The sequence below is a fragment of the Campylobacter showae genome (assembly GCF_900699785.1).
Taxonomy (GTDB): Bacteria; Campylobacterota; Campylobacteria; order Campylobacterales; family Campylobacteraceae; genus Campylobacter_A; species Campylobacter_A showae_D.
The window spans coordinates 782,331-794,469 of sequence record NZ_LR535679.1; the positions used below are offsets into that span (position 1 = coordinate 782,331).

At 40.4% G+C, this 12,139-nt stretch carries 8 protein-coding genes, 1 tRNA gene and 3 pseudogenes; 1 reads left to right on the forward strand and 11 read right to left on the reverse strand.

All coding sequences use genetic code 11. The annotated features are described in order from the left end of the window. Window positions 1–353: 353 nt before the first annotated feature. Together E4V70_RS03900 and E4V70_RS03905 are read right to left on the reverse strand one after the other, a co-directional pair. Window positions 354–887, reverse strand: coding sequence for a hypothetical protein (locus E4V70_RS03900; protein WP_122863328.1), 534 nt, complete (start codon window positions 885–887; stop codon window positions 354–356). Beyond that, a pseudogene (locus tag E4V70_RS03905) lies at window positions 888–3,271 on the reverse strand (molybdopterin-dependent oxidoreductase). Window positions 3,272–3,590: 319 nt separating this feature from the next. Here E4V70_RS03905 and E4V70_RS03910 point away from each other — a divergent pair. After that, window positions 3,591–4,082, forward strand: coding sequence for a helix-turn-helix domain-containing protein (locus tag E4V70_RS03910; RefSeq protein ID WP_232037813.1), 492 nt, complete (start codon window positions 3,591–3,593; stop codon window positions 4,080–4,082). A 327-nt stretch (window positions 4,083–4,409) separates the two neighbouring features. Here the strand turns inward: E4V70_RS03910 and E4V70_RS03915 are convergent, their stop codons facing one another. From E4V70_RS03915 to hemE, 9 genes and pseudogenes are all read right to left on the reverse strand, one after another. After that, window positions 4,410–5,234, reverse strand: coding sequence for a hypothetical protein (locus E4V70_RS03915; protein WP_232037814.1), 825 nt, complete (start codon window positions 5,232–5,234; stop codon window positions 4,410–4,412). Between the two features lie 34 nt (window positions 5,235–5,268). Further along, the gene (locus E4V70_RS03920) at window positions 5,269–5,535 is read right to left on the reverse strand and encodes a helix-turn-helix transcriptional regulator (protein ID WP_122863326.1); all 267 of its coding nucleotides are present in this window, start codon (window positions 5,533–5,535) and stop codon (window positions 5,269–5,271) included. A gap of 331 nt (window positions 5,536–5,866) precedes the next feature. Then, window positions 5,867–5,941, reverse strand: a tRNA-Asn gene (locus E4V70_RS03925). Window positions 5,942–6,058: 117 nt separating this feature from the next. Next, window positions 6,059–6,964 carry a radical SAM protein gene (locus tag E4V70_RS03930; protein ID WP_122863325.1) on the reverse strand — a complete coding sequence of 302 codons (906 nt, stop codon included), beginning with the start codon at window positions 6,962–6,964 and terminating at the stop codon, window positions 6,059–6,061. Window positions 6,965–7,081: 117 nt separating this feature from the next. After that, on the reverse strand, window positions 7,082–8,134 hold the full coding sequence (locus E4V70_RS11200) for a methyl-accepting chemotaxis protein (RefSeq protein WP_390887728.1): 1,053 nt from the start codon (window positions 8,132–8,134) through the stop codon (window positions 7,082–7,084). 378 nt (window positions 8,135–8,512) lie between these two features. Next, window positions 8,513–9,070: pseudogene (locus E4V70_RS11205) on the reverse strand (cache domain-containing protein); the annotation flags it as partial. Window positions 9,071–9,102: 32 nt separating this feature from the next. Further along, entirely contained in the window at window positions 9,103–10,296 is a 1,194-nt protein-coding gene (locus E4V70_RS11210; RefSeq protein WP_414973867.1) for a methyl-accepting chemotaxis protein, read from the reverse strand. Then, a pseudogene (locus E4V70_RS11215) lies at window positions 10,273–11,025 on the reverse strand (nitrate- and nitrite sensing domain-containing protein); the annotation flags it as partial. The pseudogene E4V70_RS11215 and the gene E4V70_RS11210, both read right to left, overlap by 24 nt. A gap of 48 nt (window positions 11,026–11,073) precedes the next feature. Continuing rightward, window positions 11,074–12,096, reverse strand: a complete 1,023-nt coding sequence (hemE, locus tag E4V70_RS03945; protein ID WP_122863322.1) for a uroporphyrinogen decarboxylase — start codon at window positions 12,094–12,096, stop codon at window positions 11,074–11,076. Window positions 12,097–12,139 lie beyond the last annotated feature (43 nt).

A 12,139-nucleotide genomic window follows, 5' to 3' on the forward strand; every position in this document is an offset into this window, starting at 1 on the left:
TCAAGACGGGGTTCTTGTGAATACGATAGCTAGGATTTAGAAAAATAGGGCTCTTATAACATGGATATATTTAAGACACCATAAAATCGAGATTTTTAATACGACAACAAAAACAAATACGGCTATATTGTAGCGATGCTTGTTTTATCAAATAATTTTAACCGCATACAAAAGCACTCTTCCTTTTGATTCTTATTTCTTGCTCAAAAAACAATCTCTACTTTAATATTTATTTATGCTATTATCAAAACATCAAGAATAAACAACCACCACATAGGACGATATGTTAATACTTACTTAGCAAATTCATAAGAGGCCAAATTTAGATTTTTATCCAAATTTGGCCTAAAATTTTAATCTTCTTCTTTTGCGATTCCGTCTTTTGCGAAGGCTTGCATAAAGCGTAGGATTCTAGATTTTTCTTCATCGTTTATTTTGGCAAATGTTTGCATAGCGGTTAGATATGCATCCCATTCGTTCATCAAATGCTCTTTTGGTTTATGAGCTGCGTGACATGAGCTGCAAGTGTCATAATAAACAAGCTCCGCCTCTTCCCATGAGGCGTAGCTATTTTCATTTAACTTTTTGCTGTCTATAAGGTACTGCGCCTTTGGCTTTGCCTCCTGATTTTTAAGCATCAAAAAGGTTATCAACGGATCTTTTTTATAGGCTAAGATATTTTTGTTATCAGTAACCTCTCCGCTAACTTCGATAAGCGATAAATCACCCTCTTGCTTTATAAATTTTACGGGCGTACCTTCGTAAATTTCGCCTACGACCTCTTTGGTTTTAGGATCAAGCAAATCGGCCTTGATATCAAAGATAAACATATCTTTTGCAAAAACAAAATTTGCCAATACCGCCGCTAAAAATAGAATTTTTCTCATTTATGCTCCTTTTATTATCGGTGTTTTGATGCCGGCATAAGCCTTGGCATCAACTTTTTTGACAGCTACCAAGCAGGTATTTATAGAAGTGGCTTGGGCCATAGTCGAAGTAGGTCTTGAGCTGGTTAATAAATTTACGTGCCCTGCGTTACATCTTGGATTTTCATCTGTTAAATTTTCAGGATCATACCAAGCGCCTTCGCTTATCGACACGACGCCCCTCATAATGTCTTTGCTTACGACGGCGCCTGCTAAAATTCTACCCCTGTCATTATAGACTTCAACCGTATCGCCGTCTTTTATGCCAAATTTCTTAGCATCTTCATCATTTATAAGCACAGGCTCTCTATTTCCTACTTTATATACCTTTCTTACAAAAGAGTTATCGAGCTGAGAGTGGATGCGATATTTTGGGTGCGGACTTAGCAGATGAAGCGGATATTGCTTTGTAAGTTCGCCATTTCCAAGCCATTCTGCAGGCTCAAACCACACTGGATGTCCCTTAAAATCATCAAGTTTATAATCAGCGAATTTTTGCGAGAAAATTTGAATTTTACCCGTTTCCGTAGCTAGTTTATTTGCTACCGGATCAGCTCTAAATGCGGAGTGACGAACAAATTTCTTTGCCTCTTCGCCCAGTTCAAAGTACACGTATCCTTTTTCCCAAAATTCATCAAAACCTACGTAATTAACGCAATCGCTTCTTTCATAAAAGCTTCTTATGATCTCCTCTTTGCTCTTGCCGCTTGTAAATTTACGATGCTCTTTTTCGCCCACCATTTTTGCCATCTGAGCAAAAACGTCATAATCGTTTCTAGCTTCAAAAAGCGGCTCTACAACCTTTCTCATCGCATAAACATAATCCTGCGAATAAGAGCCGCCATAGCTTATATCGTCTCTTTCGAGCGGGGTCGTAGAAGGAAGGACTATATCGGCCATCTTTGCCATCGGCGTCCACCAAGGCTCATGAACTACCACGGTATCGAGCTTGCGGATAGCTTTTATAAGTTCATTCGTATTTGGATGGTGTCCCAAAACGGTTGCGCCCGTTATATACATGACTTTGATATCTGGATAGGTTATCTCAGAGCCTTTAAATTTAATCTTTTTACCCGGATTTAGCAAGGCTTCGCTAACTCTTGAGGCTGGAATTTTCGCGTCTACTTTGTTTTTACCTTGCGGCAGGCCTACCGGCAAACTAACGCCCGAAAACGCTTGTCCGCCGCCGCTATAATGCATAGAAAATCCAAATCCGCCGCCGGGGAGACCAACTTGTCCCATCATCGAAGCAAGCACCATAAGCATCCAGTCGGCCTGCTCTCCGTGATGGGCTCTTTGCATAGCCCAGTTGCCTGCTAAAAATGTACGATTTTTTACAAAAGTATCGACAAGCGCTTTTATAACGCTCTCCTCAACACCCGTTATCTTTGCTGCCCAGGCAGGAGTTTTTTCTACCATGTCTTCGCTCTTACCGAGCAGATAAGGCAGGAATTTATCAAATCCAAAAGTGTATTTCTCGATAAATTCTTTATCATATTGGTTGCTTGTATATAGGTAATGGCACATTCCAAGCATAAGCGCCACGTCGGTATTTGGGCGAATTTTAATCCACTCGGCGTTAAATTTCTTAGCAATTTCCGTGTATTGCGGATCAATCGTGATAAATTTTATTCCAGATCTTGCGTATTTTTCAAAATAAGGATTATTTCCGCGATTTGCTATTTTATAGTCGATTTGATTGCATTTAAATAAATCAGCGCCCCACATTACGTAAATTTTCGTATTTTCAAGCATTACTTCATGTGCAGTTTGAGGAGAATAAACTTCCAAATCTCCAACGATAGTTGTATTTACTCTGCCTGCAGCACCGTTACTATACTCGCCGTCAGTTCCTACCGCTCCGCCAAAAACGGTATTAAAAAATCTACCCGCTACCGAGTTGCAGTTGTGAAGAAGACCGGGGTGCCCCCAGCCGCCATAGCTTGCATTATAAATTTCGTCCGTCTTTACGCTTTGAAGCTTTTTAACTATTAGCTTCATCGCCTCGTCCCAGCTTACTCGCACAAATTCCTCTTTGCCGCGAAGCTCGGGAGCTTTTTACCTTCTAGGTAGCTTTTTCTAACGCAAGGATATTTTATTCTGGTATCAGAATAAACTCTATCTATCCACGCCTCGTTTCCGGGATATTTGGAGTCTTTATCAGATACTTGCGGTCTAATTTTCACTATCTTTCCGTTTTCGTCAACGTCGGCGTAAAACGCACCTAAATTTTAAGCGTGCGGTATACTTTTAATCTTGCTCTCCTTGGCCATAAGGGGATTTGAGCAGATTACCGCCGTGGCTGCAGCGGATGTCTTTAAAAAATCTCGTCTTGAAATTGACATTTTGTCTCCTTAAATTTCAAAATTTCGCCGCAATTATATTAAATAAATTCATTTTAATTTCATTTTTGAAATTAAATTTAGCTTATTTATTGGATAATAAATCAAATTAAACCTATAAGGATTTTAAATTACATCAAGAATAAAAAAGCTTCAAAAGCTCTGTGCGTTAGTTGTTTGTAGCGACGAAAATTTAATCGAAAAAATAAGGCTAAACAAGGATAAATTCTTAAATTTATATTTTATAAATTTTGATTACTTTTTGGATTTTTATCTTAATTGCAATACAAATTTAGATGTCGTAATTATCGACCTGGACCCTTTGTTTGAGAATAAAGAAGAAATTGATTTCTTTAATATTTCATCCATCTCGCCGAATCAAAAATTTATATTTTTAGCAAAAAACAAAAAAGTCTATTCTAAAATTTTAAAAAATTTTCACGGCGGAAGTTCTGCTATATTATTTAAGCCTATTAAAACAAGCGTTTTACTCGATAGTATCGCTATGCTATCTCCTAGCAAAGAGGCAATCTTTTTAATGCTAAACAAAGAAATTAAGATAAATCTCGAAAAAGAGCAAATTTATAAAAATAACGAACAAATTTTTCTAACAAATTTACAACATAAGCTGATATTGCTCCTAGCCCAAAACGTAAATAACATAACCACCTTTTCAATGATAGAAGAGGTCGTTTATCACGATAAAATGAGTTCAAAAATAGCTATGCAAAATTTAGTAGGCATGTTAAAAAGAAATTTAAATCTTGATATAAAAAACATACATTCAAAAGGTTATATTCTCTATTCCTATTGATTTTTACCGTGATTCTCTTCAAAGTCACACTATCAATCTCTTTCTAATCTGAAAACCGCTTTTGTTTCTATGGCCTTTGAGGCACGAGTGCATTTTTAATTAAATTTCAATAGAAGAATAGGGGCATATGACCGGGATTGCGGAGGTATAACCAAGAGCATTGAGACGCTTAGGCTTATGACTTATCGTAGAAGCCTTCGTCAGCCCTTTATTTTAGCTTATATAGCAAATCGCATTTAAAGCTATTAAGCTTTATTTACACTAATTATCTTGGATAGATAACTGCTGTTAACTTTCGTTATGATTTCATTGTAAAAACTTCCTTGATCACCTCATAGACCAGCTACTCTCCATCCCATCCCTACTATATATCTTGCCTTTTATCTCATTTTTTATCTCCGCAGACTCATCATTCAGCAGCTTACCTAAATTCGGTATTAAATTGCTTATTTTTAAGATAAAACTAATAACCTTCGCTTTAAAGTTTTCTAATATAGTTAACTTATCCTGTAAATTTTCTATCGTTTCGTCTTTATCGTTAAACCTGGTATTTTTATGCTCTTGAAATAAGTAATTCGTAAAAATAAGCTGATAATGCTTGGTCTTTTCGTCGTTATGCTCAGCGATTAGCAGGCATTTAACGCCGTATTTAGCGCAATAATCGTTTACGAATCTTCTAACTCTGTCAAGCGAAACTTGAGCATTAACAAAATTAACTTCGGTTTGGTTTAGTCCTTCTTTGGGGTCTTTTGGACGCTCTGTACCAAAGCTAATAACTACCTCTGAAAATCCGACCATATTATCTCGCCAATGATTTTTCACTACTTTACCGTTTTTGTAAATTTTTGTTTGGGTTTCGTAATCGGCCTTCATCTTTTCGTGATACTTTCTCAAAAGCGCTTTTATATATTTCTTATCACTAAATTCTTTGTCTCCTGCTGCGATCTCTCGCTTGTGGCCGTTATCGTTATACTCGTTAAGCACTATGTATCTATTATTTCGGCTGTTACCTCTAAGATATCCGATCTTAGAGGCGTGCTTAACCTCTCTAACATTGTGCTCATACCTTATAATAGCCTTTTTGAGCGTCAAGAATTCGCTTCTTACACAAAGAACTAGGCTGTGTCCGCCTATTTGAAGGGCATTACTCATTTTTAGTCCTTTTCTTTATTATCTACTATAGAAATTAAGAGCATGTTTTAACCCTTTTTTGAAAAATATAAGTCGCAATGTCCGTTATCGCAAACGCTATGCGAGAATTCTTTGCATCTCCCATTTTGATATAACGTGGAATATCCCTGCCCTGCGATATACGAAGATCAAGAGTCGATATACCAATACCAAGAACCGCTGCGGTTTGCTTTCTGTCTAAAACCACCTTTCCTTTATATTGGCTAGATATGTGCTCAAGAAGCGTTTTGTACTCTACATCGTTATATAGTTCGTTAAGCATATTATTTTTCTCCTTCTGCTTATTCTTATATAACTAATTATATGTTTCATTTACTTTTATCATTTTAAGCAGTTTTTGGATAGTTTTTGAAAAATTTTTAATACTCTATGGTTCCTTAGGGTATTTTAGAGTGATTGAGAGTAAAAAATTATTTTCATGTTTTTAAAAACAAAAATAAGGTATCTTAGATTAACTTAGAAAGCTTGGTAGGAAATTGGAATATTAAAAAATTTCGGGAACAAATAGGGAATAAATTTTATAAAACTAAGAAAACTTAAAGCTCTCGAAATATCGGTAAAATCGGGGTTTAAAAGGGATTTTTATAAGTAAGTGGCTCCGGATGCTGGATTCGAACCAGCGACCAATCGGTTAACAGCCGACTACTCTACCGCTGAGCTAATCCGGAACGTTTTAAAAGAAGTCGTATTATAGGCAAAAACGTATCGTTTGTCAATTAAATTTAGCTTAAATTTACTGATGGCAAAAATTTAGCCGTCAAAAAGGTAAATTTCCTTCGTAAAAATCACGCAAGTCGGTAAAATTTAGTCCCCGCCGCATCTACTATTTTTATCATTCCGTCCGATAAAAGCTCCTGCAAATTTAGCTTCGAGCCCTCAGAAAAGCTATTTGTTACGTCGTTTTCGCTTTGCGGGCGGCGTTTTACGAGCTCTAGTAGTTCCTCTTTGCTAAGTTCGATTTTTTTATCGCCGTATTTTGCCGACGCTATCACGCACGGTACGCCGGAAATTTGCTGTGCAAGCTCGTATAGGAGCTCTCGGCTCACGCCTTTGACCGGGTATGCGGGCGGGCGGTCAATGGTGCTTATGTCCGCGCGGGCTGGCAAAATTTGATTTAGCGCCGCATTTAGCGCTTCAAATTCGGCCTTTGTGTCGTTTAGCCCTTTTACGACCAGGATTTCAAGCACTAGCTCGCCTTTAAATTCTCGCCTAAATTTAGCCATCGCAGCCACTAGCTCGCCGACGCCAATTTTTTCGCCCAAGCGATCTATCCTAGTAAAGGTCTTTTGCGCCACGCTATCAAGGCTAAATTTGACAATATCAAGCCCCTTTAACGCCTCGCAAATTTTAGGATCAAGCACGCCTGAGCCGTTTGAGAGGATGAGAGTTTTGGCGGGACCTTTTATCAAATTTAGCTCTCTTACGAGCCCAGCCAGATCCGGGTAAAGCGTCGGTTCGCCGTTTGCCGTGAGCGTGATGACGTCAATGTGCGGATGTGCGGCAAGCGCGGCCTTCACCTCGGCGATCACTTGCTCTACGCTAGGCGGATTTTCTATCGCCGCGACGGGTTTTGCCGCCGTGAGCTCACAGTAAACGCAGTCAAAGTTACAGCACTTTCGCGCGGGCGATAGATCGACGCCCAGCGAAATACCGAACCTGCGCGAGCTAACGGGACCAAAGACGATTTGCATTGATTTTCCTAAATTTAAGATGTGCGATTATACTAAAAGCCGGGGTAAAATTTATTAAAGCGGATAAATTTGGGGTAAATTTGACGGCCCTGCAAAAAAACAGAGCCGTCACAAGAGTTAAAATTTCTTCTTCCTCACGTCTTCGACGATAGCTTTAGCCATGTTGTCGACCTGAGCGGTTACTTCGTTAGTTCTACTTACGACGCCTACGTTGTTGTGAGTGAGCTCGTCTATCTGAGCCACAGAGCGATTGATCATATTTATGCCTTCGCTTTGCTCCTTGATGCTCTCGCTCATCTCGTTGATACTTTGAGCCAGTACGTTTGCGTTGGCTTCGATTTCACCGAGCGATTTTTGGGTGCGTTCGGCAAGCTTGCGAACCTCATCGGCTACAACGGCAAAGCCGCGTCCGTGCTCGCCTGCACGAGCAGCCTCGATAGCTGCGTTAAGCGCTAGTAAGTTTGTCTGATCGGCGATATCTCGGATGATCACGATGATGTTTTTGATCTCTTCACTTTGTCTCATGACGTCACCAGTCTTTTGACTGATGGCGTTCATAGAGCTACTCATCTGCTCTACCGCAGCGGCGCTTTCTTGTAACGAGCTTGCTTGTACGTTAGCGCCGTTTGTGAGCTCTTTCATCGACTCGGCCAAAATGCCTGCTTTTTCTTCCAGCAACTTAGCTTGCTCTAAATTTATATTGAGCATATTTGTGATCTCTTCGCCTAGCGAGTTGATGCCCGTAGCCATCTTGCCGCTATCGTCAAGCCTTTTTGTGAAGTCTTGCGCTTTAAAGCTCTCTAGCAATCTTATAACCTCATTGCTATTTTCAGCGATCGCGTCTTTTAGGGCCGCTTGAAGCTGAGCAAAAGTAGATTTTAGCTGATTTAGCGCAGGGTTAGAGGTATGCGCATCAAGAGTCGCCGTAAAGTCGCCCGCTTTTATCTTATCCACAAAAGCGTTTGCTTCTTTGATAAAGTTATTTTCAGCAGTATTTGACGCCTCTACTTTGCTTATATTTTCGTTTATAAGCGCCGCCATAACCCCAAATTCATCCTTCGTGGCCACATTTGCTTTAAGCGGCTCTTTGGTTTCGTAGTTGAGATATTTGAAAAACGCATCTAGCGCGCTTGATATGATACCAAGAGGCTTCAAGAAATATCCGACCATAAACACCAAGATAACGACGATAATTGTGATAAATACGAGCGAAGATACGGACTGATTTAATAAAACGCTATCTAGTATAGGATCGTAATCTTCTACAGAGTTATTAGAGCACACGAGCCAATTTGCTTTATCGTATTTTTGGCATGCAAAAATTCTTTCATCGTCGCCAATCTTATTAAAAAACGCTTTACCGCCGTCTTTATTGTAGCTATTTATGACAAAGTCGACAGATTTTTTGATCTCCGGATCGGAAGATAAAATATATTTGCTATCCGGATGATAGACAATGAGTTGAGTATCTAGATCTATGATCAATGGAACGCTAGTTTTAGACTCTTTTGATTTTGCCAAGCTACTTGCAACGCCGTCTAGATACAAATCCGCAGCCACTACGCCTGCAGCTTTACCGTCTATCGTGAACGATTTAGCTATTGTCATAGTGGTTTTTCCACTAGATTGTGCTATATACGGAGGTGTAAAGTAGAGCTTACCGCTAGAAACGCTTTGTTTAAACCAACCCTTTTCTCTAGAGTCGAATTTATCCTTTTCAGGCGTCAATTTTAAAAATTTAGGCCCTCTTCCAGCTTGCGCGACCGCATCATAAAGCTCTCCGTTATCTGCAAAGCCTATGTAAAACTCAGGTATATCTAGAGTAGTAGCCATAGTCATCAATCGATCTTTGAGCTGCTCTCTATCTGCCATGAGATGAGGATTTTCCTCTATATATCGCATTAGCCCCTCTACTGCATAAACCTTACTGCTAAGATACTCGTCGACGTAAACCTCCAAAGAACGCGCGATGGCCTCCTTTGAATTTTTCGAAACGTCCAAAATAGTATTTTTAGTACTATTGTAGTTCATGGCCGCAAATATAGTAAATAGTACGGCCAGCAATGCAAAAATGATAAAAGCTATCTTATTTGCAACCTTTTTCATCTAACCCTCCTTTGGTAATTTTTATTTTTGTTTTAAAATTTCTTTTTTCTCACGTCTTGCGCGATAGCTTTAGCCATCTGATCCACTTCGGCGGTAACTACGTTGGTTTCGTTTGCCACCCTGACGTTTTGCTTGGTTAGCTCATCGACATGAGATACGCCTTGATTGATCAAATTTATAGCCTCGCTTTGCTCCCTGATACTTTCGCTCATTTCATTTATGCTTTGAGCTAGTACATTTGTGTTGGCTTCGATTTCGCCGAGCGATTTTTGAGTGCGTTCGGCAAGCTTGCGAACCTCATCGGCTACGACGGCAAAGCCGCGTCCATGTTCACCTGCTCGGGCTGCTTCGATAGCGGCGTTAAGCGCTAGCAAATTCGTCTGATCTGCGATATCTCGGATGATCACGATGATGTTTTTGATCTCTTCGGATTGGCGTATTACGTCTTGCGTCTTTTGATTGATGGCGCTCATCGAGCTGCTCATCTGCTCGACTGCAGCAGCACTTTCTTGTAGCGAGCTTGCCTGAGAGCTCGCGCCGTCGGTTACTTGTTTCATAGACTGAGCTAAAAACTCCGCCTTTTCCTCTAGAATGCGAGCTTGCTCCAAATTTGTCCTTAACATGCCGGCTATCTCTTCACCTAGAGCATTTATGCCCACGGCCATCTTACCGTCATCTTCGAGTCTTTTTGTGAAGTCTTGCTTTTTAAAGCTTTCAAGCAAATTTAAAACCTCGTCGCCGTTTGCGGCTATGGCTTGTTTTAGGGCGATTTGTAGGTCTTTAAAAGTTTGCTTTAGCTGGCTAAGAGCCGGATTTGAAGTGTCGGCGTTTAGCTGCGCTACATAGTTGCCCTTGCCTATCTGTCCGACAAATGCGTTAGCTTCCTTGATAAAGCTATTTTGCTCGGCAAAATTTGCCTCGATTTGCTTGATATTTTCGTTTATTAGCGTGCTCATCTGGCCTATCTCGTCGCTACCGCCGCGATTTAGCAGCTTGGCTTTGTCTGCTTTATTGTTTAAAAAGTCGAAAAACTGCACGAGTCCGTTTTTAGTCTGGTCGATACCCGAGATCAAATTTCTACCTATAAATGCGGATACCAATAGCATAAGTATAATACAAATCGCGATAACTACGAGGCTAACGACCATCTGAGTATTTGCATCATCTTTAACGATCGCGGCATCCTCTTTCATGTTGTCTAGTAGTTTAAGTTCAAGTTCTCTCATAGCATCTATAGAGATGCTTATCTTTGAAAACCATTTTGGCGCTTCGTAAGATACGTTTTCGGTCGCTACTACGTCTTTAATGATATTTATCGCGTCGTTAAAGTCCGTTTTTTTTCTTGCTATATAATCAAATTCCGCGCTATATTCTTTCGGGTTATAGTCGTCAAAATCCTGCATAAATTTATTGATTACGCTATTTAGGGCGACTACTTTGTTGTATTCCTCTTTACTTATGCTTTTTTTTGTAAAAACGCCGTTTAAAGCCGCTCGCAAGATACCGAAAGACTCCTTTATCTCCCCGACGATAATAATGCGTTTTAAATCATCAACGAGGCTAGGCTCCAGTTTGTCGCTATAACCATTGATAGTTATAACTTCTTTTCTTAGGATATTCGTTATACGTCCGATGAGATTATCCCCGCTTCTTTGATCGACTCCTGCGCGGATCTTAGCTAACTCGGATGCTATCTCGCTTTTTTCGGCTAGCTTTTCAAGCGTCTCGTCTACGTTTTTTCTCTGAGCTAGTAGTTTAGCGTTATCCCCGCCCGAAAGTACTCCCGAGCTAAATCCTCGCTCTTTTTGCATCTCATGAATAAAACTAGTTTGATTTATGATAGTGTCTACGATTTTCTCGCTATATTCGGCCTTTGCCCTAGTTTTTGCGATACCGTTTAGTAAGTATGCACTCATTATACCAAGCCCGATGAGGCCGACGATAGCTATCGTCATGATCTTAAATTTGATACCGACGTTGTTCACTTCCTCTCTCCTTTTGTGCTATCTTACGCTTTTTTCTTGCACTCGTTTTATAAAATATTTCGCATTTTCTACGGGAACATCCGGCAAAATACCGTGTCCGAGATTAAAGATATGCGGCGCGTTTTTCATCGTCTGCAAAATTCGTTCCACACCCGCGTCGATCGCCTCCTTGCTATAAAGGCGCGTAGGCTCCATGTTTCCTTGAAGGACGTATTTCGGGCTTAGTTTTTCTTTAGCAAGCTCGATCGGCGTACTCCAATCCACGCCAAAAACCTCAAAATTTCCCGAAATTTTATCCAGATATCCGCTTATGCCTTTTGGAAAAACGATAACCGGAATTTGAGGAAATTCGGCCTTAAGCGCATCAACTATATCCATGATATACTTCCAACCAAACTCAAAATACGCCTCATCCTCCAGCGCAGCCGCCCAGCTGTCAAAAATTTGAACCGCATTTACGCCGGCTCTTATCTGCTCTTTCATGTAGCCTATGAGCGCTGCCGTAACCTTGGCTAAAATTTGATGCATAAACTCTGGATTTGAATATAAAAGCTTCTTGCTAACCGCGTAGGTTTTCGTCCCGCCACCCTCGATCATATACGTAGCTATCGTCCACGGCGCCCCGCAAAAGCCGATTAGTGCCTTATCCTGCGCCAAATTTTCGCGCGTTAGCTTGATCGTATCGTATACGTAGTCTAAATTTTTGATTGATTTTTGGACGTCTAGCCTATCTAGATCCTCTTTGGTCTTGATAGGATCACTAAACACGGGCCCCTCGCCTTGGACGAATTTAAGATCCATGCCCATCTCAAGCGGCACGACGAGGATATCGCTAAAAAGTATCGCCGCATCGACGCCTAAAATTTCAACCGGCTGGATCGTAACCTCGCTGGCTTTTTTATAGTCTTTACAAAGCGATAAAAAATCTCCCGCCGCAGAGCGAACTCGCATGTACTCGGGCAGATACCGACCCGCCTGCCGCATCATCCAAACGGGCGTATAGGGCGTGGGTTTTTTTAAACAAGCGTCGATGAAAATCATATATTTCCTTTAAATTTTTAGCGATTTTATCTAAATATTTATT

Excerpts from the sequence above, each read along its gene's own strand:
- E4V70_RS03900 (WP_122863328.1), bottom strand. The coding sequence starts at position 887 with ATGAGAAAAATTCTATTTTTAGCGGCGGTATTGGCAAATTTTGTTTTT.
- E4V70_RS03915 (WP_232037814.1), bottom strand. The coding sequence starts at position 5,234 with ATGAGTAATGCCCTTCAAATAGGCGGACACAGCCTAGTTCTTTGTGTA.
- E4V70_RS03920 (WP_122863326.1), bottom strand. The coding sequence starts at position 5,535 with ATGCTTAACGAACTATATAACGATGTAGAGTACAAAACGCTTCTTGAG.
- E4V70_RS03930 (WP_122863325.1), bottom strand. The coding sequence starts at position 6,964 with ATGCAAATCGTCTTTGGTCCCGTTAGCTCGCGCAGGTTCGGTATTTCG.
- E4V70_RS11200 (WP_390887728.1), bottom strand. The coding sequence starts at position 8,134 with ATGGTCGGATATTTCTTGAAGCCTCTTGGTATCATATCAAGCGCGCTA.
- E4V70_RS11210 (WP_414973867.1), bottom strand. The coding sequence starts at position 10,296 with ATGAGAGAACTTGAACTTAAACTACTAGACAACATGAAAGAGGATGCC.
- hemE (WP_122863322.1), bottom strand. The coding sequence starts at position 12,096 with ATGATTTTCATCGACGCTTGTTTAAAAAAACCCACGCCCTATACGCCC.